Annotated in this window: 10 protein-coding genes; 2 read left to right on the plus strand and 8 right to left on the minus strand. The window is 71.8% G+C overall.

Features of this window, described 5'->3' with window-relative positions; translation table 11 throughout:
- Positions 1-8 precede the first annotated feature (8 nt).
- Positions 9-3371: an arabinosyltransferase domain-containing protein gene (locus ABD250_RS12555; protein ID WP_344392573.1), complete on the plus strand. Its 3363-nt coding sequence runs from the start codon at positions 9-11 to the stop codon at positions 3369-3371.
- Between the two features lie 22 nt (positions 3372-3393).
- The gene (locus tag ABD250_RS12560) at positions 3394-6720 is read left to right on the plus strand and encodes an arabinosyltransferase domain-containing protein (RefSeq protein WP_182657980.1); all 3327 of its coding nucleotides are present in this window, start codon (positions 3394-3396) and stop codon (positions 6718-6720) included.
- Positions 6721-6899: 179 nt separating this feature from the next.
- Here the strand turns inward: ABD250_RS12560 and ABD250_RS12565 are convergent, their stop codons facing one another.
- The 8 genes from ABD250_RS12565 to ABD250_RS12600 form a co-directional block, all read right to left on the minus strand.
- Positions 6900-8453: a carboxyl transferase domain-containing protein gene (locus ABD250_RS12565; protein ID WP_182657979.1), complete on the minus strand. Its 1554-nt coding sequence runs from the start codon at positions 8451-8453 to the stop codon at positions 6900-6902.
- A complete protein-coding gene (gene pks13, locus ABD250_RS12570) occupies positions 8450-13534 on the minus strand; it encodes a polyketide synthase Pks13 (protein ID WP_344392576.1) in 5085 nt (1694 codons plus the stop codon). Before pks13 ends, ABD250_RS12565 begins: the two co-directional genes overlap by 4 nt.
- An 87-nt stretch (positions 13535-13621) precedes the next feature.
- Entirely contained in the window at positions 13622-15622 is a 2001-nt protein-coding gene (gene fadD32 / locus ABD250_RS12575) for a long-chain-fatty-acid--AMP ligase FadD32 (RefSeq protein ID WP_182659223.1), read from the minus strand.
- 111 nt (positions 15623-15733) lie between these two features.
- Positions 15734-16699, minus strand: coding sequence for a cutinase family protein (locus ABD250_RS12580; RefSeq protein WP_182659222.1), 966 nt, complete (start codon positions 16697-16699; stop codon positions 15734-15736).
- Between the two features lie 240 nt (positions 16700-16939).
- On the minus strand, positions 16940-17431 hold the full coding sequence (locus ABD250_RS12585) for a hypothetical protein (protein ID WP_095717075.1): 492 nt from the start codon (positions 17429-17431) through the stop codon (positions 16940-16942).
- Complete coding sequence (locus tag ABD250_RS12590; protein ID WP_344392581.1) at positions 17428-19419, minus strand: alpha/beta hydrolase-fold protein; 1992 nt, start codon at positions 19417-19419, stop codon at positions 17428-17430. Before ABD250_RS12590 ends, ABD250_RS12585 begins: the two co-directional genes overlap by 4 nt.
- A 241-nt stretch (positions 19420-19660) precedes the next feature.
- Positions 19661-20797 carry an alpha/beta hydrolase gene (locus ABD250_RS12595; protein WP_182658391.1) on the minus strand — a complete coding sequence of 379 codons (1137 nt, stop codon included), beginning with the start codon at positions 20795-20797 and terminating at the stop codon, positions 19661-19663.
- Positions 20798-20991: 194 nt separating this feature from the next.
- Positions 20992-23058: an arabinofuranosyltransferase AftB family protein gene (locus tag ABD250_RS12600; protein WP_344392583.1), complete on the minus strand. Its 2067-nt coding sequence runs from the start codon at positions 23056-23058 to the stop codon at positions 20992-20994.
- Positions 23059-23065: the final 7 nt, after the last annotated feature.

Below are 23065 nucleotides of genomic sequence, written 5' to 3' on the forward strand. Positions count from 1 at the left end.
ACCCCACTGTGACGGCGAGCGGCGGGCGCCCCCTCGGGCTGCACCCGTACCCGGGGATGGACCGCGACCGACGGCTGGCCGTGATCACCGGCTTCCTCGGCGCGTTCCTGGCGATCCTGTCCGGTTTCCTCCCGGTCCACCAGAACACCACCGAGGTGCGCTGGACCGCCGGACCCGACTACGCCTCCGTCACCGCCCCACTGGTCTCCGGGAGACCGCTGGACCTGACCATCACCGCACCGTGTGGCCCGCTGTCGCAGGTTCCCGACGACACGATCGTGTTCTCGACCCTGCCCGAGGGCGCACCCGGTCGGATCTCCGACGGCCTCGTGGTCCAGCGCTCGGCCGACGCCGCGGGGGACCCCGCCATCGAGGTGGCGGTCCGCAACACCACCCTGCTCTCGGTCCCCCTGTCCACCCTCCGGGACCCGGCCTGCGAGTCGCTGCGGGTCCGGGCCGAGGTCGGGGTGCTGGTGGCCGAGCTCACCGGCCTGTCCGAGGACGGGGACCGGGGCGGGGACGACGACGAGAACGGGCAGGACCCGGTCAGCGCGGCCGTCCCGGGAACCATGCGACCGCAGGTGACAGGGGTGTTCACGGACCTCACGCCCACCTCCGCGCCCGAGGGGCTGGGCGGGTCGACGGTGGAGATCACCGTCGACTCCCGTTACTCCTCCAGCCCCACGGTGCTCAAGCTGGCGCTGATGGTGCTGGGGATCCTGGCGACCCTCGCCTCGGTGGTGTTCCTGCACCGCCTCGACGGGATCGACGGACGGTCCGACCGCCGGTTCGTCCCCCGCTCGTGGACCCGGTTGTCGGCGGTGGACGGCGTGGTGGTGGGCGTCCTGGGGTTCTGGCACCTCGTCGGCGCCAACACCTCCGACGACGGCTACCTGCTCACCATGGCCCGGTCGGCCGGACCCAGCGGGTACATGGCCAACTACTACCGCTGGCTCGGATCCCCCGAGTCGCCCGTGGGGTGGTACTACGAGATCCTGCGGCTGTTCGCCGAGGTGTCCACCGCGAGCCCGTGGATGCGCCTGCCCACCCTGGCGTGCGGCATCCTGGCCTGGCTGATCATCAGCCGGGAGGTGGTCCCGCGCCTGGGCCGGCTCGCCCGCACCTGGCACCGGCCGCGCTGGACGGGCGCCGCGCTCTTCCTGGCCTTCTGGATGGCCTTCAACAACGGACTGCGGCCCGAGCCCGTGATCGCGCTGGGCGCGCTGCTCACCTGGTCGCTCGTGGAGCGGTCCATCGCCACGCGCAGGCTCGTCCCGGGCGTCGCCGCGATCGGGGTGGCCGCGTTCTCCCTCGGGGCCGGACCCACCGGGCTCATGTGCGTGGCCGCCCTGGCCGCGGGCGCACGCGAGTTCGTCCGCATGGTCCGCCGCCGCGCCCTGGTGGTCGGCTGGGCCCCCATCCTCGGCCCGGTCCTCGCGGTGGGACTGGCCCTGCTCTACACCGTGTTCGCCGACCAGACCCTCGCCGCCGTCCTCGAGGCCACCCGCATCCGCACCGAGCTCGGCCCGAGCCTTCCCTGGTACGGGGAGAAGGACCGCTGGGAGGCGTTGTTCGGGGTGTCCGCCGACGGCGGTGTGGCCCGGCGCTTCCCCGTCCTGCTCATGCTGATGTGCCTCGCACTCGTCACGGCCGTGATGCTGCGCCGGGGCAGGATCCCCGGGGCCGCCGCCGGACCGTCCCGCCGACTCATCGGCGTGATCGCCGGCTCACTGCTGTTCCTCGTGTTCACCCCGACCAAGTGGACCCACCACTTCGGGGTCTTCGCCGGGCTCGCCGGGGCGCTGGCCGTCCTGGCGGTGATCGCCCTGCGGTCCTCGACCGTCTCGCTGCGCCGCAGCCGGTGGCTCGTCGGCGCCGCGCTGTGCCTCGTCGTGGGCCTGTCCACGGCCACCAACAACACCTGGTGGTACGTCTCCGACTACGGCATCCCGTTCTCCGACACCTTCCCCGACGTGCTGGGGGTCCAGGTCCAGTACGTCGCGTTCATCGGCGGCCTGGTGTGCCTGCTGGTGGCCGGGCTCATCCACGCCGGGATCCTCCCGGACTCGCCCGACGGGGCGGTCGCCCGCGGGGTCGCCCGGGCCGTCCCCTTCCGCCGCTCGGGCCCGGACACCCCCGCCGCCCGGACCCGCGACCGCCGCCGCGTCGGGGCCGGACGGGGCCCCGGCATCGACGGCGCCCCGCTGACGATCGTGGCGTTCTCCGTCGTGATCTTCGAACTCGTCTCCGCCGTGACCGCCGTGTTCGTCCAGACCCCGGCCTACACGGTCGGGCGCGCCAACCTGCGCGCCCTCAGCGGGGAGCCGTGCTCGCTCGCCGACTCGGTGCTCGTCGAGGAGGACTCCAACGACGGCCTGCTCCGGGCCGTGGGCGCGGGACCGGAGATATCCCTGGGCGCGGGGGTGGTCAACGGGTTCGCACCCAACGGCCTCCCCGACACGATCACGGTCGACAGCGAGGAGTCGTCGGGGTCGCTGGCCCTGTCCGACTCCGGTGAACGCGAGCCGGGGGACGGCGTCGACGCCGGCACCACCGGCGGCCGGGGAGAGGTCACCGTCAACGGCTCCACCGTCGCGCTGCCCTTCGGTCTGGACCCCGAGACCACACCGGTCCTGGGCTCCTACCGCCGCGGGCCCCAGGTCGCCGCCGAACTCACGTCGGCCTGGTACGAGCTGCCCGCCCGCCGCCCCAACAGCCCCCTGCTGGTCATGGCCGCCGCGGGCCGGATCGGCAACGGCGATCTGACGATCGAGTACGGGCGGCCCGGCCGGGTCGGTGCGGCGGGCCCCACCGACTTCGAGGTCATGGGCTCCACGACCCCCGTCGACATCGGTCCGGCCCCCGCCTGGCGCAACCTCAGGATCCCGCTGGAGTCGATCCCCGCCGACGCGGAGGTCGTGCGAGTGGTGGCGACCGACGGCAATCTCGACCCCGACTGGTGGCTCGCCGTGACCCCGCCCCGGAACCCCCGGTTGCGCACCCTCGACGAGGTGGTGGGCCACTCCGACCCGGTGCTCGTCGACTGGGTGGTGGCCCTGGCCTTCCCGTGTCAGCGTCCCTTCGTCCACAACGGCGGGGTCGCCGAGATCCCCCGCTACCGGATCCTCGCCGACCGCGAGTCCTCGGCCGCCGCGAACTGGTGGCAGAGCGCGGGTGGCGGCGGACCACTGCTGTGGACCACCCAGACGGTGGAGGCCGTCACCGTCCCCACCTACCTCGATCACGACTGGTCGAGGGACTGGGGGTCCCTCCAGCGGTTCGAACCCCTCGACCCCGGGGCGACGCCCGCGGACCTCGTACGCAGCAGTTCCGTCCAGTGGGGCTGGACCACGCCGGGTCCCATGAAGTGACCGTCGCCTAGAATCGGGCGTCGTGTCAGACTCCACCGCAGCTTCCGGCCCGGTCGCCGCCGACGCCCGTGTCGCGAGGCTCCGCCTCGTCGCCATCGTCAGCGGCCTCCTGGGCACCCTGTGCTTCCTCTCCCTGCCGTTCCTGCCGGTCAACCAGACCACCTCGAGCGTGCAGTGGCCACAGAACGGATCGGTCGACTCGGTGACCGCGCCGCTGATGGCGCACTCGCCTCAGCGGTTCACCGCCACCGTGCCCTGCACCCTGGTCGCGGACCTGCCCGCCGACGGCGGGATCCTCCTGTCCACCGCTCCGGCGGGCGGCAAGGACTCCGGTGACCGGGCGCTGTTCGTCCGGGCCTCCCAGGACACGGTCGACGTGGTCTCCCGCAACCGGGTCGTCGTCTCGGCCCCGCGGGAGGAGGTCGCCGCCGGGGAGTGCACGCAGCTGACCCTGACCGCGGCCCCGACCTTCGTGGAGGCGGAGTTCGAGGGCATCGACGATGCCGCCCGCCGGGTCGACGCCGACGACCTCCGACCGATGGTCGTGGGTATCTACACCGACCTGCCCTCCGACACCGCGGTCCCCGACGGCCTCGAGGTGGCCGTGGAGGTCGATTCCCGCTTCACCACCGATCCGACCCTCCTCAAGTGGGCGGCCATCGTCATCGGGCTGATCGCGACGGCCGTGGCCCTGTGGGCGCTGCACGGGCTCGACCAGACCGACGGCCGCCGGTCCCGCCGCTTCCTGCCCCGCGGGTGGTTCAGGATCCGGCTCCCGGACGTGGCCGTGATCGGCACGCTCGGTGTGTGGCACTTCGTCGGCGGCAACACCTCCGACGACGGCTACATCATGTCGATGGCCCGGGCCGCCGACCCCGCCGGCTACATGGCCAACTACTACCGCTGGTACGGGGTACCCGAGTCGCCCTTCGGCTCCCCCTACTACGACCTGCTCACGATGCTCGCGCACGTGTCCACCGCCAGCCCCTGGATGCGGCTCCCCGCCCTCATCGCCGCGATCCTGTGCTGGCTCGTCATCAGCCGCGAGGTCCTGCCCCGGCTCGGCCGCGCCGCGCGCACCACCCCGGTGGTCGTGTGGAGCGCCGCCGCAGTGTTCCTCGCCTTCTGGATGGCCTTCAACAACGGCCTGCGGCCCGAGCCCGTCATCGCCCTGGGCGCGCTGCTCACCTGGGTCTCCGTCGAACGCGCCATCGCGACCCGACGCATGCTGCCGTACGCCATCGCGGTGATCCTGGCCTCGTTCTCGCTGGCCACCGGCCCCACCGGCCTGATGGCCGTCGCCGCACTCGTCATGGGGCTGCGCCCCGTCCTGCGCACCGTCGTGGTGCGCGGACGCGAGGTCGGCTCGCACCTCGCGCTCATCGCCCCGGTGCTGGCCGCCGGGACCATGGTGCTCATCAGCGTCTTCGGCATCCAGTCCCTGGCCTCCGTGCTCGAGGCGATCCGGGTGCGCGGCGAGATCGGCCCCAACCTGAACTGGTTCGAGGAGTTCGTCCGCTACTACTACCTGATGATCCCGACGGTCGACGGATCGCTCTCCCGCCGACTCCCGGTCCTGCTGGTCCTGCTGTGCCTCATCATGGTGATCGGCACCCTGCTGCGCCGCGGCAAGATCCCGGGCGCGGCCTCCGGGCCCGTCTGGCGCCTTGTCGGCGTGGTGGTGGGCACCGCGTTCTTCATGATGTTCTCCCCCACCAAGTGGACCCACCACTTCGGCGTCTACGCGGGGATCGGGGCGGCGATCGCGGCGCTCGGCGCCATGGCCATCTCCGCGTCCGCGGTCCGCACCGCCCGCAACCGGACGGTGTTCCTCGGGGTCATCCTCGTGGTGCTCGCGCTGGCCTTCGCCGGCCCCAACGGCTGGTGGTACGTCTCGAGCTACGGCATCCCCTGGTGGGACAAGGCGCCCAGTGTCCGCGGCATCGACGCCGCGACCGTCCTCCTGGGCCTGGCCGTGCTGACCTTCGCCTACGCGGGATGGCAGCATCTGCGCCAGGACTACACCGGCACGCAGGCGCCCAGGACGCGCGAGGGCCGGCGGCGCATGAGGACGATCGCCGCCGCACCCATCGCGGTGGTCGCGGGTCTGCTCGTCGTGTTCTCCGTCGCCTCGTTCGCCAAGGGGGTCCACAAGCAGTACCCGGCGTACACGATCGCGGCCGGCAACTTCTCGGCGCTCGCCGGGAACCCGTGCATGCTCGCCGACCGTGTGCTGGTGGAACCCGATGCCAACGCCGGCATGCTCACCCCGCTCGCCGCGACCCCCCGACCGGACGGGTCGATCGACCCCGCCGACCGCGCGGCGGCCATCGAGGCCGGCGACAACTCGGGGTTCACCCCGGACGGCGTCGCGCCCGACCTCTCCGCGGACGCGGTGGTGGCCGATCCCGGTGCCGCCAACACCACCCAGGAGCCCGGCGGCGGCCCCTCCGTCACCACCGGCGAGAGTGCCGGCACCGCCGGCGGCCAGGGCGCCGAGGGCGTCAACGAGTCGACCGTGGCCCTGCCGTTCGGGCTCGATCCCGCCACCACCCCGGTGCTCGGGTCGTACCTGGTGGGTCCGCAGCGCGAGGCGAACCTCGAGACCGGCTGGTACCGGCTCCCGGAGAACCGTGAGACGCATCCGCTCCTGGTGATCTCGGCCGCCGGACGGATCGGCCGCTACGACGCCGACGGCCTGTACAAGTACGGGCAGGAGGTCATCGTCGAGTTCGGCCGCGCCACCGAGGGCGGCGCGGACGTGGTGGGCGAGCCCGTCGTCCCGTTCGACATCGGCCCCGCCCCGACCTGGCGGAACCTCCGGGTCGACATGCAGGATGTGCCGGCCGAGGCCGACGTCATGCGGATCCTGGTCGACGACGACGACCTGACCCCCGACCAGTGGGCGGCGATCACCCCGCCGCGCGCGCCCGAACTCGTCACGGTCCAGGAGCTGGTCGGGTCGGAGTCGCCCGTCATGCTGGACTGGGCGGTGAGCCTGCAGTTCCCGTGCCAGCGGCCGTTCTCGCACTACGCGGGGGTCGCCGAGCTGCCGGAGTACCGGATCCTCCCGGACCGGCCGCTGGCGGTCGCCGCCACCAGCACGTGGCAGTCGTACGAGTCCGGGGGCCCGCTCGGGTGGATCGAGGTCGCCCAGCGCGCCCGCACGATCCCCTCGTACCTGCGGCACGACTGGAACCGGGACTGGGGCTCCATCGAGGCGTACACCCCGCTGGGGACCTACCAGGAGGACCCGCCGGCGCCGGCCGAGGTGACCACCGGGACCGAGACCCGCTGGGGCTGGTGGCAGCCCGAGGGCCCGATCCTCGTGACCGACCCGGAGTCCTAGGCAGGGCTGACGGCGGGGCCTCGAGGGGCTCTGTGGCCCGCCCAGGGCCCCTGGGACCCACCGGGACGACGCAGACGAGGACCGGCCCGCCCCCGGGGAGGGCGGGCCGGGCGGATCCGGGCCGACGCGGATCCGAGGAAGGGCGGGCCGGGTGGAACCGGGTCAGCCGCCCTGAAGGGTCACAGCGGGGCGATGGGGTGCTTGCGCGGGGGCTCGTTGCGGACCTTGTCGCGCAGCTGGGCCAACGCGCCGCGCAGGACCAGACGAGTCTGCGACGGCTCGATCACCGCGTCGATGTACCCGCGCTCGGCCGCGGAGTACGGGGTCGCGATGAACTCGTTGTACATGTCGATCAGCTGCTTGCGGAGCTTGGGCCCCTCTTCCGGACCGGCCTCCTCGATCTGCCGACGCTGGAGCAGGTCCACCGCGCCCTCGGCGCCCATCACCGCGATGCGTGCGGTGGGCCAGGCGAAGTTGAGGTCGCCGCCGAGGTTCTTGGACCCCATCACGGCGTAGGCGCCGCCGTAGGCCTTGCGGACGACGAAGGTCACCTTTGGCACGGAGCTCGCGGCGACCGCGTAGCCCATCTTGGCCCCGCGGTGGATGATGCCGAGCTTCTCCTGCTGGACACCCGGCAGGTACCCGGGGGTGTCGACCACGTAGACGATCGGGATCGAGTAGGCGTCGCACAGCAGCATGAAGCGCGTGGCCTTCTCCGAGGCGTCGATGTCCAGGGACCCCGACAGGTGCAGCGGCTGGTTGGCGACCACGCCGACCGACTCGCCGTCGACCCGGGCGAAGCCGGTGATGATGTTGGGGGCGAACTGGCCCGAGGTCTCGATGAACTCGCCGTCGTCGAACATCCGGATGAGCACGTCGTGCATGTCGTACGCCGCGTTGTCCGAGTCCGGGATGATCGAGTCGAGCTCCAGATCGGACCCGGTGGGTGCCGGCTCGAGACCGGGGTTGATCCGCGGCGCCTTCTCGGCCGCCGAGGAGGGCAGGTAGCTGAGCAGGTTCCGGACGTACATGAAGGCGTCGTGCTCGCTCACGGCGACGTGGTTGACGTTGCCGTTCTTAGCCTGCTGGAGGGCGGAGCCGAGGTCCTCCATGGAGATGTCCTCGCCGGTGACCTGCTTGATCACGTCCGGGCCGGTGACGAACATGTACGCCTGGTCCTTGACCGCCACCACGAAGTCGGTGGTCACGGGCGCGTAGACGGCGCCGCCGGCGCACTTGCCCAGCATGATCGAGATCTGCGGGATGTACCCCGATGCCGGGTACTGACGCTTGGAGATCTCCGAGTAGTACGCCAGCGAGGTGACGGCGTCCTGGACGCGGGCCCCACCGGAGTCGTTGATCCCGACGATCGGGCACCCCACCTTGAGGGCGAAGTCCATGATCGCGCAGACCTTCTTGCCGAAGCCCTCGCCCACCGACCCGCCGAAGACCGTGTTGTCGTGCGCGTACACGACCACCGGACGACCGTCGATGGTGCCGCGGCCGGTCACCACGCCGTCCCCGAACGGGTTGTCCGGGCTGCCGGGAGCCTTGGCCAGCTGGCCCATCTCCACGAAGCTGCCCGCGTCGAGCAGCTCCGCGATGCGCTCCCGCGGCGGGGTGTGACCCGCGGCGTCCCGGCGGGCCCTGGCCCGCTCGCTGCCCGGGTCCCGGGCCTGCTCGGTCTTGACCCGCAGTTCCGCGAGCTTCTCCGCGGTGGTCCTAGCCGTCACGCGTCCGATCCCTTCAGTACTCCCGCGTCGATCTCCGAGAGACGACGCGCCAGATGCTTACCGACCGTACCGACCACGGGTTCGTCCACCACCGCGAGGTGGTCACCCTTGAGCTGGACCACCTCGAGATCGTTGACGATCCGGCCCCAGCCACCATCGGTGTCGACCCGCGCGTAGCGGGGCTCGAGCTCGATCGCGCCCTCGTGCATCCGCTCCGCGCGGTAGAGCACGAAGGAGACCTCCGCGCCGACGCCCGACCACGTGGACAGGTCCGCGCTCTGCAGGATGCGGTTGTCGACGAAGCTGGCCCGCTGGTGCTCGATGACCCCGCCGCCCATCGCGTTCGCCTCGGCGCCCAGGCCCTCGAGCAGCATCCCCAGCACGCCGTCCTCGCCGTGCTCGGCGAGGAACTCCCGCGGCACCTCCACGTCCAACCCGTAGGTCCGCTTGGCGAACTCGGAGTACCGCTTCCAGCGCGCCTCGGCCTCGTCGAGGGTGTCCGGGATCGGCTCGGAGGGCTGCACGGTGTCGAGGAGTGCCACCAGCGCCACGACGTCGTCCGCGGCGCGCAGCTGACGGGCGACCTCGACCGCCAGGGCGCCACCGAAGGACCAGCCGCCGAGCGCGACGGGCCGTCCCGAGGCGATCTCCCGGATCCTGTCGAGGTACCCGGCGGCCCTCTCCTCCAGCGGCCCCTCGGTGCGCTCGACGCCGTAGACCGGGGTGTCACCGTCCAGGCGATCGACCAGCGGCTCGTACACGAACGACGACCCGCCGGCCGCGTGGAACAGGAACAGGGGGGTGCTGTCGGCGGAGCCCTCGCGCAGGACGCGGATGTTGCCCTCGACCGCCACCTCGGTGAACGGACGCAGCAGGTCGGCGACCTCCGCGATCGTCGTGGCCCCGGCCAGCTGCTCGGCGGTGATCTCGCCGCCACAACGGGTCGACAGCCGCTCGGCCAGGGCGGTGCGGGTGGACTCGTCGAGCGCGGGCAGCGTGCCGGTCACCCCGGGGGCCGAGGCACCGGTGACCACGGCCCACGCGCCGAAGGCCATCCGTTCGGTGTCGTCACGGGGCGCGATGGCGACGTCGGAGGCGGCGGAGTCACCGGCGCCGGCCCCTGCCGCGGAGCCTCCACCGGCGGGCGCGTCCCCTCGCAGGGCGGCGATGTCGACGACGCCCTCGCCGCGGGCCTGCTGGTCCGCGAGCTCGCCGACCTTGTCGGGGTTCTCGACGGCGAAGGTCACCATCGCCGCGACGTCGTTCATCGACGCGTCCCGCATGGCCTGCAGTTCGAGCGGTGGGATCGAGAACTCGTGCTCGACCCGGTTCTTGATCCGCACGGCCATGAGCGAATCCAGGCCCAGGTCGAGCAGGGGCAGCTCCCGCGGCAGGTCATCGGGGCTGTACCCCATCGAGGAGCCGACGATCCGGGCCAGGCGGTCGCCGATCGACTCGTCCGAGTCCGGGCTCCAGCGGTGGTCCGCCTCGTCGTCGTCGTCACCATCCACCACCGGCGCGTCGGACTCGGCCGACACGTAGTGCGGCCCCGGCTGGTCCTCCGGGTCGATCGGCGTCCCGCCGCTCACCGCGCACTCGGCGACGAGCGTGAAGGACTGCGTGGCGCCGTCACCGGTGTGCGCGTGCACCTGCAGCGACGCACCCCCGGGGTGCGGGGTCATGGTGGTGGTGACCGCGCCCGCCACCGGGAGGACGCCGGGGCGGTGGACCGCGGTCAGGACGGCGCCCTCGAGGACGGACGCCGCCGCGGCGCCCATCAGGGCGTCGACGCTGGGCACGACCTCGGCGCGCACCTGCCACGCGTGGCGCCCGTCGGGCAGCGCCACGTGGGAGCCCGGCATGCGGCCCTCGCCCGAGCCGCCGCCGGCGGTGACGGTCGGCCACAGCGTCCGGCGCTTCCACGCCGTGCCCGGCACCGGGGCGTAACGGCCGGGGCCGGTGACGTAGCCGTGCAGCATCTCCACGACCTGGTCCATGTTGACCTCGTGGCCGTGGACGTACAGCTGGGCGATCGCGTGGAGCAGGGTGTCGGCCTCGGACTCCTTGCGCTTGAGCGTGTGGAGCAGGTTGGGCTCCATCAGGCCGGCGTCGAAGCACGTCGCCGCCACGGACATCGCGGCGACCGGGTTGGGCGCGAACTCCAGGAACGTCACATACCCGGCCTCGACGGCCTTGCGCACGGCGTGGGTGAACCACACCGAGTGCCGCATGCCCTTGAGCCAGTACTCCTCCGCGTGGATCGGCTCGTGGCCGGCGCGGTAGAAGGTCTCCTTGTCCACGGAGGAGAACAGGCCGGAGGTGAGCTCGCGCGGCTCCAGGCCCGCGATCTCGGCGGCCAGTTCGCCCAGCAGCATGTCGACGTCGGAGGTGTGCCCGGCTCCTCGGACCTGGAGCTGACGGGCGAACTTGCCCTGCTCCTCGACCCAGGCCACGAACTCGGCGACGGGCTTGGCGCGGCCCCCGACCGTGGTGTGGGTGGGGGCGGCGTAGACCGCGGGCTCGATCGAGGCGAACTGCGGGTTGTCGGCGATGATCTGGGCGATCTCCTCGGCCGAGTACTCGACCAGCGCCATGGCGCCGGCGTCCTCGTCGGAGACCTGCTGCTCGGCGTCGCCCATGAGGCGCGAGCGGACGCAGATCACCCGCACCGCGTCCTCGAGGCTCAGTCCGCCCGCCGCGTAGGCGGCGGCGACCTCGCCCATCGAGTGACCGATCACGGCCTCCGGCTTGGCACCGAGGGCCTTGAGCGTGTCGACGAGCGCGACCTGGACGGCGAAGATCCCGACCTGCGCGTTCTCCACCTCGTAGGTGACCGAGTCGTCGAGGAACATCTCGACCATCCGGTAGCCGGCCTCGAAGTCGATGAGCTCGTCCACCGCGTCCAGGCACGAGGCGAACAGCGGGTTGGACAGGTACAGCTCCTTGGCCATCTTGCGGTGCTGGGCGCCGAAGCCCGAGAACACCCAGACGTCGCCGGTGCCGGCGGGGGCGTCCGCGCTGAAGACGCCGGGGCCGGGGTCGCCGGCCGCCAGGGCGCGCAGCCCCGCCACCAGCTCGGTGCGGGTGTGGCCCACGACGGCGCCGCGGGAGCGGCCGTGGTTGCGCGTGGCCAGGGTGCGGGCGACGGCACCGAGGTCCACGGAGTCGTCCTGCGCCTCGAGCCAGTCGGCGAGCTGGCCGGCGGTGGCCTTGCGGCGGGACGGCAGCGAACCGGACACCACGAGGACGGTGGCGGCCGCGCCCGGGGCGGAGGTGCCGGTGGTGGCGAGCACCTCGGCGTTGCGCGCGACCGCCTCGGCGACACTGCGGGCCACGTCGTCCCGGGGGGCGGCCTCCGTTGCGGCGGTGTCCCCCGCGTCGGCCGTCCGCGCGACGGTGTCCTCGGCGCCGGTCGCCTGCGAGTCGACCGTCTGCGAGTCGACCGTCTGCGGATCGGTCTGCTGAGCGGCCCGGACCGGGGCGGGCTGGTACTCGGCCACCACGACGTGGGCGTTGGTCCCGCCGAAGCCGAATCCGGAGACACCGGCCAGCGCCCGGCCGCTGTAGCGCGGCCACGGCCGGTTCTCCGTGACGACGCTCAGCCGCGCGGCGTCGAAGTCGATGTACGGGTTGGGGCCGGCGAAGTTGAGGGTGGGCGGGAGCGAGTCGTGCCCCATCCCCAGGATGATCTTGGCCAGGCCCGCGGCACCGGCCGCCGACTCCATGTGCCCGAAGTTGGTCTTGGCCGAGCCCAGCAGGGTGGGTCGATCGGCGTCGCGGCCGCGGCCGAGCACCTGTCCGATCGCGGTGGCCTCGATGGGGTCACCGAGGATCGTGCCCGTGCCGTGGGCCTCGATGTAGTCGACGTCCCTCGGGTCCACACCCGCATCGGCGTACGCCTGGCGCAGCACCGCCACCTGGGCGTCCGGGTTGGGGGCGGTCATCCCGTTGGAACGTCCGTCGGAGTTGACGGCGGACCCCTTGATGACGGCGAGGACCACGTCCCCGTCCCGTTCGGCCTCGGACAGGCGCTTCAGGATGAACAGTCCCCCGCCCTCCGCCCGGCAGATGCCGTTGGCGTCGGAGGAGAAGGCCTTGATGCGCCCGTCGGGGCTGAGCGCGGCCCCGGTCTTGGCGAAGCCCATGGTGGCGGCGGGCGCCAGCATCATGTTGACGCCACCGGCCACGGCCAGGTCGGACTCGTGCAGACGCAGCGAGTTGACGGCCTCGTGGATCGCGACCAGGGAGGTCGAACACGCCGTGTCCAGGGTCATCGAGGGGCCACGGAAGTCGAACGTGTACGACACCCGGTTGGAGATGATCGAGTTGGAGGCGCCCGTGACCGCGTACGGGGAGGCGGCGGCGGAGTCGGAGGTGAGGAACACCTGGTAGTCGCTGGACGACGAACCGATGAACACGCCCACCTCGTGGCCCTTGAGGTCACTCGCGGGCAGGTGCGCGTGCTCGAGGGCCTCCCAGGTGAGCTCGAGTGCGAGCCGCTGCTGCGGGTCCACCATCTCCGCCTCGCGGGGACTCATGCCGAAGAACTCGGCGTCGAAGTCCCGCACCTCGGAGTCGTCGAGCCACCCGCCCCGGTCCGGGGCCTCGGCCAGGACCTGCTGGACGTAGGAGTCACCCGCCCACTCGGACCAGCGGGTCGCCGGACGCGGGCTGGTGGCGTCCCGGCCCTCGGACAGCAGTTCCCAGGTGGCCTCGGGCGAGTCCGCGCCGCCCGGGAAACGGGTGGCGAAGCCGATCACGGCGACGTCGAACTCCATCCCCGCCCCACGGTGGCGGAAGGTGTGGAGGTCTCCGGGCTCGTCGATCTCGGCCGGTCCGTTGACCACGTACTCGGCGAGAGAGGCGATGGTGGGGTGCTGGTAGGCCACCGTCGCGTCCAGGGGACGGCCGAGCAGGTCCTCGAGATCCGCCGAGAGGGTCACCGCGTCCCGGGAGGACAGCCCGAACTCCTCAAGGGAGCGGTCGTCGGTCACCTTGGCGACGTCGAGCCCGGTGGCCCGGGAGACCCAGCCCCGCAACCAGTCGCGGAGCTCTACTACCGTCATCTCGCTCTGTGCCATCGTGGGGATCGCCTTTCCATCGGGTCTCGTCCGGTGTGCTCGCCCGTCGCCGCCGCGCACCGGTGGTGCCGTGAAGCGGCCCGGAAACTACTCCGCCGGCTCGTCGGGGAAGGCCGTCTGCTGGTGGCCTCCCCGCAGGGTCCCGTCGACGTAGGCGGTCTTGCAGGCGCGGCGGGCGATCTTGCCGCTGGAGGTTCGGGGGATGGACCCGGCGGGGACCAGGATCACGTCCTGCGCGGTGACCCCGTGCCTCGCCGAGATCGCCGAGCGGACCGCGTCCGCGATGGGTCCCGGATCCGCCTTCCCCGCACCGGGGGCGCGCTCGCCCACCACCACGAGGGTCTCCGAGGAGTCATCGGAGGGGATCACGGCGCCGTTACGGGCGTCGATCGGGAGCTGGTTGGCCGGCACGGAGAACGCGGCGACGAAGCCCGGGCGCAGCGAGGCGGAGGCGTCCTGCGCGGTGTTCTCGAGATCCTGCGGGTAGTGATTGCGTCCGGCGACGATCACGAGGTCCTTGACCCGACCGGTGATGTACAGCTGGCCGTCCACGTAGGCGCCGTAGTCACCCGTGCGGAGCCACCGTGCGCCGGAGGGGACGGTGCCGAACTCGCGCACCGTCCTCGAGTGCTCCGGGAGCCGCTCCGTGAGCCTGTTGCCGAACGTGGCCTCGGACTCCTCCGGCCGACCCCAGTAGGCCCGCCCGACGTTGGTGCCGTAGAGCCAGATCTCCCCGACCCGGCCCTCGGGCAGTTCCCGGCCGGTGCCGTCGTGCTCGCCCGTCGACCCGTCGACACCCGGCTCGACGATCACCGCCCACTGGCTGGGGGCCACGTACCCGCACGCCACCTGCGGGATGGCGTCCTCGTTGCCCTCCACCGCGTCGGGGTCCAGGACGGTCATGACGCCCTTGTTGAGGTCCTCCCGGTCCACGTGGATGACGATCGCCTCGTCGTCCTTGCGGGGCGAGGAGACGAAGAGCGTCGCCTCGGCCATGCCGTAGGAGGGCTTGATGGCGGTCGGCGCCAACCCGTACGGGGCGAACGCCTCGTTGAACGCGCGCATCGAGGCGGGGGTGACCGGCTCGGACCCGTTGATGATGCTGGTGACCCCGGAGAGGTCGAGCGACTCGCCCTCCCGGGGCAGGCCACGACGGGCCGCGTGTTCGAACGCGAAGTTGGGGGCGGCGGCGAAGACCCCGTCGCCGTCGGACATCGCCCCGAGCTGGGTGACCCACCGCCCGGGACGCTGCACGAAGGCCCGGGGGCTCATGACGGTTATCGTGGCGCCGCCCATCGCCGGCAGGATCACGGTGAGCAGACCCATGTCGTGGAACAGCGGCAGCCAGGTCACGCCGCGGGAGGCGCGGGTCAGGCCCAGCCCGTCGAAGAGCTGCATGACGTTGGTGACGACGTTGCGGTGCGTGATCTCCACGCCGGCGGGGACGCGGGTCGACCCGGAGGTGTACTGCAGGTAGGCGATGTCGTCCGCACCCAGATCGGGCCGGGTCCAGCCCGAGCCCAGCTCGGCGGGGATCGCGTCGACGGCGACCGTGCGGGGCCGCTCCCGGGCGGGCAGGTCGCGGAAGAGCGTGCGGACCCCCGCCGCCGACTCGGTGGAGGTGAGGATGACGGACGGCGTGCAGTCCCCGAGGACCGCGTGGAGTCGGTCGTGATGGCCGGGTTCGTCCGGATCGAACAACGGGACGGCGGTGAGGCCGGCGTGGATGGCGGCGAAGAACGAGACGATGTAGTCGAGTCCCTGGGGCGCCAGGATGGCCACGCGGTCTCCCCGCTGCGCCACCTGCTGCAGCCGTGCGGCGATGGCGTAGAGCCGGTCACCGAAGTTGGACCACGACAGTTCGGCGACCTCACCCTGCCGCGAGGAGGAGTAGTCGATGTAGCGGTAGATCAGCCCGTCCGCCGCGGGGTCCCGGCGTGCTGCGGAGACGTTGGATTCGACGAAGTCGACCAGGGTGGTGCGATCAGGGATGACGATCGCCCCGCTGGCGTCGTGGTACTGCTCGAACTCCACGTTGCTCCGTTCCGAACCGATGACTGGATGGTCGACGTCGCCGACCTCGGACATACCGGGCGACAAGCTTGGTCGATCTTACAGCGTGCCCCGGCGCACATCCGAACTCCGAATCCCCGACCCGGCCAGGCGTGTCGCGCCCATGCACGGTACTCGGTCGGGCGGTCAGTCGTGGGCGATCTCCGGTGCCGCGTCGACGAGTTCCCGCACGTGTCCGATGGTCCACTCCGGAACCGTGGTCCCCATGACGACGTCCGGGTTGGTCGCGTACATGGCGTGGATGGCGTTGTTGGCGACGAACTCCTGGAACCGGGCCGCCCCGTCCACCACGTTGAGCGGGGCGTTGCAGATGAGGTCCCGGGAGTCACAGATCTGGGCGGTCCGGTCGTCGAGCGCCCCGAAGCCGCCGGGCCGCGGGCCGGTCATGGTGGCACCCGCGATGAGCTGCGTGAAGCCCGTCACCGGCTGGAGCGAGATCTCCATCCCCTGACCGGTCCCCGGCGACAGCCCCGGGGACTGGCCCTCACCGGGCAGGCGCCGACCGTCGGCGATGAGGACCGAACCCCGGACGAGCTCCGCCGGGACCGGCCCGTTGCCGGTGCCGATCTCGCTGGTGAGATCGCCGGCGATCACCGCCCCCTGGGAGAAGCCGAGCAGGATGTAGGAGGTGTACGGGCAGCGATCGTGCACCGCGACCAGCTCGGCGCGCGCGCGATCCGTGCCCTCGGCCCGGCTCTGGTCGTAGGTGATCTCGTCGGGGCGCTGCGGGTTCCGGAACTGCGCCACGTACGGGACCGTGAAGACCTCCAGGCGCTCGGTGGGGTACTGCTCCCCCAGCGGGTCCGTGATGGTCTTGAGCAGCGCGTTGGGCAGGAACGACGGCGCGTAGGGGTCGTCGGTGGGGCTGCTCTCCCAGGTCCCCGGCACGGCGATCATCTGCACGTCGGGGCAGTCCGCGGGCTGGGTCAGCTCCGGCTCCGCCGGGCCGGGCAGCGGGCCGTCCGGACCCGTCGGCAGCCCCCGGTCACCGATCCACCAGCCGATCCCCAGCACCAGCAGGACCACCATGACGAGCGCTCCGAGCGAGCACCCGAGACGGCGGCCACCTCCACGACGCGATCCACGAGCCACGATACGAACTCCTTCCCGGGCGCCCGACACGAGTCCGCGGGCGGCCGACGACAGGTCCAACGCGCCACGGGGCCGCCGGGTTCCGCCGGCGGTCGTGGCACGTGTCACGACGCACCGCCCCGGGCGGCGCGGGCGGCGCCCGGGGCGCACGCGCGTCTGGGGTCGGGCTCTGTCAGGGGTGAACCGGCGTCAGGGGTAAACCGGCGTCACGGGCAGAGCGGTGTCAGGGGTCGAGCGGTGTCACGGGCAGAGCTGCCCGGCCGCGGAGTCCACGACGATCCGGGAGATCTCGTCGACCTCGCGGTCCGAGTACCCGCCCACCGAGATCTGCCCGGCCACGGCGTCGGCGATCGTGGTGGTCTCCCCCGCGGCCCCGCCGGTGGTCCGGATCCGACAGATCGTGTTGCCGGCGGCCACGAGCGAGTCGGACAGTTCCGCGGTCTCGATGTCCTGGGCCTCGAGCGCCGCGAGGTACCCGCGCTCCCGCGCCCCCACGACCGGGGCCGTGTACCCCGGGGCGTCCGAGCCCACCGGTGCCGGCGCCTCGGTGAACCGCCCCGAGTCCTCGGTGGCGGGGACGCGGGCCTGCGAGGTGGCGGCGCCGCCCGGGGGCGGGGCCATCGTCTCGGAGTCGGGGACTCCCGACACCGTCGAGTCGCCTCCGCCGCACGCGGTGAGCATCCCGCCCGCCACCACGAGCGCCGCGCCGAGAGCCGCCGCCCTGGCCGTCACGAGATCTCCGCCCGGCCGCCGGTCACCGTGATCCGGCCGCCCTCGAAATCCATGACCTGGCCGTCCCGGGTGGTGCGCAGCGCGCTGGTGGGATAGCCGAGCCGGCCGCGCTCGTAGTCGACCGTGCCCCAGGCGTCGAACACCGGACCGCGGGGGATGGCGTGCGCACCGGTGCGCGGCGACCAGTAGATCGCCCCGCCCTGGAAGCGACTGAAGGCGCCGTTGCGCGTGGTCAGGGAGATCTCGTCGGTGGTCGGGTACCCGAGTTCAGAGTTCTCCGCGCCGGCCTCCCGGTAGGTGGTCAGGATGGCGCCCTCGACGACCCTGGGGCCCGTGGCGGAGGACCAGTAGACGGTGCCGCCCTGGAAGCCCTGGACCACTCCGGGCTTGTTCGGGTTGGTGATCTCGTCGGTGGTCGGGTAGCCGAGGTCCCCGCGCTCGGCGCCGCGCTCCTGCCACATCGACCGGATCGCCCCGCGGATCGCGTGCGCCCCGGTGGTCGGCGACCAGTAGATGACCCCGTTCTGGAACTGGGTGAACCGGCCCCTGCCGTCAGGCGTGGTGGTCTCGCCCGAGGTGGGCAGCCCCAGCGGGCCGTCGGGTCCGCCCTCGGCCTGGTAGGCGGCGCCGATGGCCCCGAGGACCGAGTGCGCGCCCGTCTGCTGCGACCAGAAGACCCGGCCGAAGCGGAAGTCGGTGGCCTTGCCGCCCTTGACGTCGTACTCGCCCGTCAGACACGGGCCCAGACCGGGCTGACGCTCGGCGACCCGGGCGATCTCACCCTGCGCCGCGCACGGGGGCTCGACGTTCTCGATCTCCACAGCGCCCGCGAACTGGGGCCACGCCTGCATCATCTCGAACTGCCAGTACGGCCACGTGTGCGTGCCCGAGGGCCGGAAGTTGGCGGTCACCTCGACGCCGGCCCCGCGGGCCTTGTTGACGAAGGTCTGGGTGGTCATCCGCGACAGCAGCTCGAGCCCGTAGCCCGGGAAGTTGGTGGGGATGTCCGGCAGACCCGACGGCTGGTCCCACGGACCGGTGTTCCCGCTTCCCGCGGACACGTAGACGCTCTGGCCGCGGAGCTTGTCCGCGTGGAGCTTGGGGTCCTGCTCCTGCCACCTGGCCGAGCCGAGGGGTCCCCACATGCTCTCCGCCTGATACCCGCCGGCGTCCTGCATGGCCACCTTGATGGCCTCGGGCATGCCGAAGCTCGTGGTGTCGAGGAAGCCCGAGTAGCTCGCCGCGAACTGGAAGTAGTCCGGGTAGCGCTGCGAGAGCATCATCGCGGCCGTGCCACCCATCGACAGCCCGGCCACGCCGTGCTTGTCGTTCACCCGCCAGTCGCGGGCCAGTAGCGGCGGCAGCTCCTCCATGAGGAACGTCTCCCACTGGTAGGCCGAGCCGTTGGCGTCCGCGACCCAGTCCGTGTAGAAACTCGATTCGCCGCCGACGGGGAGCACGATGATCGCGTTCTTGGCGTCGAAGAACTGGGAGATCTTGGTCTCGAGGGTCCACCCGCTGGCGTCGTTGCGCGCCCGCAGGCCGTCGAGCAGGAGCAGCGAGGGGTACGTGCGTTCCGGCTCGGCGTTCCACTGGGCCGGGAGCATGAGCTGCACCTGGATGGCCTGCTCCATGGCCGGGGACTGCACCCACAGTGCGACCCGGTTGGCCGTCTTCCACTCGACCTTGTCCAGGCGGACTCCGGTCGGGAGGGTCGTCGGCACGCTCAGGGAGGGGGAGTCCACCCGGTTCCCGGGGGTCTGCCGGGCCGGGTCCTCCTGGCCGGGACCGGTCTGTGCCGGGGAGGCCTGGACCGGGGAGCCCTGGGCGGGAGTCTCCTGACCCGGGGCCACCCGGACCGGGGTCTCCTGGGCGCCCGCAGCCGGAGGGACGATGAGGCCGGAGCCCACCATTCCCACCACGAGTGGGGCCGCCAGGAGGGACGCCCACCGGGTGCGGGGGCTCGCGTGTGCGCTGGGGGTCGCCATGTGAGGTTCTCTTCCTTGCCGCGTCGTCGCCGAACGTCTCGGTGAACGGGCCGCGAGCGCGACCCGGACAGCTTCTGCCCGGGGCCCTGGTCCGTCGTCCGCCCGCGGGCTCCCCTCCCGCGGCCGAACCCGGTGGTCACGCAAGCGACCGGGGCCCCGCACGAGAATCTACGCGCGGGGCCCCGGTGTGACGGGTGAGGACTCGCTGTGAGCGGGCGAATCCGTTCTCATATCAGTCGGGTCAGTACCCCGCCCATGCGAAAGCGTTCATCTCGGGCAGGATCTGCGCCGAGCGGGCCGCGATGAGGTCGTCGTTCCAGTAACCCCAGCCGTGGATGCCGGTGGTGCGGTAGTTGAACGTCGCCTTATTCGGCGCGGCGTTCATCGTGTTCTGGAACGCGAGGGTCGAACCACGTGACAGCCCCTCGAGGATGATGCCGTTGAACGTGTTGAACACGGCCTGCAGGCTGGAGGGCTGGTCGTACTGGCCCGGGATCGCGGAACCGGCGGTGACGTACATCGGGATGTTCCGAAGTCGATCGGCGTTGAGGAGCGGGTCGTGCTCGCCCCAGCGCGGGGAGCCCGGCAGACCCCACATGGCGAACGGGTCACAGCGGCACTCGTCGAACATCGCCAGCGGGATCATGGTGTACATGCCCGGAGCCGTGGGGTTCATGTAACCGGAGAACACCGAGACCTGCTTGAACTGCGTCGGGTGCTTGGCGGCGAGCGTCGCGGCAGCCGAGCCGCCCATCGACAGGCCGGCGATGGCGTTGTTGGTACGACTGACGCCGAAGTGGCGCTCAAGGTAGACCGGCAACTCGCGGGTGAGGAAGGTCTCCCACTTGTACTCGAGCAGGTTGCCACCGAGGTTGATGGGCCGGTCCCAGTCGGAGTAGAAGGACACCTGCCCGCCCACCGGCATGACCAGGGTGATGTTGTCCTGAAGGAAGATGCGGTGCGCCTGGGCGTCGCGGGTCCACGCGTTCCAGTCGTCCCGCGCGCGCAGGCCGTCGAGGAGGTACAGGCCGGCGTTGCCGTTGAACCGGGCCGGTTGGACCTGGACCTTGATGTCGCGGTTCATCGACGGCGACCACACGTTGCAGAACTGGACCCAGGATCGGGCCTGCTCGTCGTACCAGCATCCGGGGCGGAGCACTCCGCGGTTTCCGCGCGGGTCCTCGTTACCGCCGGCCGGTCGGAACGCGGGGGCCGCGGGCGGCGCGCCGGCTGATCCGGCGGAACCGAGGCTGGCCGACGAGCCCTGCTCGGTGGCCTGGGCGCCGACGAGAGCCGGGGCGCCCACGACGAGGCCTGCAGCCGTCGCCAGGGCGGTGAGCCCGGCGGCGAACTTGCGCCGGAGGGTGGTCTGGGACATTCGTGGGTTCCTTTGTTCGTTCCTGGTGCCCCCAGGTGACCCGGGGCATCGGTGACGTCCATCGGACCGGCCCCACCAGGGGAGGACCGGAACTGCGACATCGTTACTGTCGCTTATTCTGGGACAGGTGTTACAGGTCGGGGACCTGATCGATCCCCTACTGTTATCGATTCGAGACAACAGTACGGGCCACACTACCGAGTGCCCTGGTACTTCTCCACTTTCTCAGGCATGGGCAACCCGCACCTCTGCACCTCGTATGCAGGGATTCTGTTGATCCGGTACTCGGCGAATGAGAATGCGTTAACCAGGTTGGACCAGCGCTTCTCCAGCGTCAACGGGCCGGAATACGAGTCGATCAGCGCCTCGGTCGCGGGGCAGGTGAGCGCCACCTCGGCCTGGTTGACCCAGTTCACGTCGATCCATCGCGGGAAGTTGACCGGGTCCTCGACCACCCCGTTGCGCGCGAGCACCCAGTCGTACGGGAGGAACTTGTCGTGCCCGATACGCCCGTCCTCCATGCGGTCGGTGTGTGCGGCCAACGGCGAGGCCAGACCCACGGTGTCGTAGACGTCCACGTCGAGCGGGAGGTTCATGCTGGTCATGCCCAGGTTGAGGAACACGACCGTCTTGATGGGGTCGTCGGGCAGTTCGAACGGCTGCAGTCCGGGCATCGGGCGGTCGTAGGCCACCACGTCCCACCGGTCCTGGAAGCCCGGGACCGGCAGGAATACCGCCCCCGTCCGGTTGGTCGAGACCTCTCTCACCAGTGCCCTCATGCGCGGGAAGTCGAGGTAGTCGTCCGCGAGCAACGGGTGCTTGTGGCCGGTCCGCTGGATGTAGAACTGCCGCTCGTCGACGATCCCCGCGGCGGTGATGGACTCCGGTTCGTCGCGGAACGGGTCCTGGACCACCTCGACGGTCACCGCCCATCCGACGACGACGAGCCACGCACCGGCGACGACGGGGACCGCCACCCGGCGCACGCGGGCGTCGTCCGCCCCGCGGGCGGGTCCGACCGGCAGGGGCACCACGGAGACCGGCAGGAGGAACAGGAACACCGACGGCAGCAGCACCCGGCCGTGCATGAAGTCCCCGCCGACCCGGGTGACGTACGCCAGCATGATCACGGCCACCACGAGGAAGGCGACCGTGACGACCGGGGTCGAGCGGACCCGGCCGCGCAGGCGGAGCAGACCGCCCACCTCGTCGTCGTCACCGGTCACCCCACCCCGGCGACGCGGGGACCCGGACGCGGCGGGGTCCGACCGGCGCACGGCCCACAGCGAGACCAGACCGGCGACCAGGACGACCGCCAGCGGCAGGAGCAGGACATACGGCGACAGCAGGTCCCACAGGTACTGGGCTCCCTTGTCCCACTTGGACCCGCCCGCGTCCTTGGCGACGGCCGTCAACGGATAGGGCAGGGCGTAGTACGACATCCGCCAGATCTGGTAGACCACCGGGACGGTTCCGGCGATGGCGACCAACCAGCCCAGATGCCGCCACGACTGCTGTGACGCCGCCAGCAGCGCCAGGAACACCACCGCCGCCAGCGCCAACTCGGGGCGCACCAGCGGACCGAGCCCGGCGATGAACGCCATCGCGGCCGTGCCCACCGCGGGTAGACCGAACCGGTACTCGCGGTGCGGCGCGCGAGCCCACCGCTGCAGGCCGAGCCACATGACGCCGATCCAGCAGATCACCAGCCCCGTCTCCAGGCCCGAGCTCGCGAAGTCCCGGGCGGGCGGCAGCATGATGTAGACCACCACGCCCAGCGGCAACAGCAGCATCGGACCACCGGCGGGGGCGCGCCGGGTGCCCCGGTACATCACGCGGGTGCCGAGCATCGCGCACGCGACCGCGATCATGCTCAGCGTCAGCGCCAACCCCAGGGCGACCAACTCGAGCCGATAGCCGACGACCTCGTGGGTGAGATAGATGAGATAGGTCCACAGGGTGGAGGTGTTGGACTCGACCCGCTCCCCCGCGTTGAACACGGGTCCGTTGCCGGCGATGAGGTTGCGGACCGTGCGCAGGACGATCAGCCCGTCGTCGGCGATCCACCGGCGCTGCCACGCGCCGGCGAGGAACACCGCCACCACCACGACGAGGCCGCCCCAGAAGACGGCCGGCTCGGCCCGGGGTCGCCCGGTGATCCGCTCCGTGATCCGCTCAGGGTTCCGCGAGGCCACGGTCGCCGGGGGCCGGTCCGCTGCCGGACGCCCCGCTCCCGGATTCCCCGCCGTCACCTCCGACATCGCCCGC

The organism is Dietzia cercidiphylli, assembly GCF_039531545.1.
In the GTDB taxonomy this organism is placed as follows: Bacteria; Actinomycetota; Actinomycetes; order Mycobacteriales; family Mycobacteriaceae; genus Dietzia; species Dietzia natronolimnaea.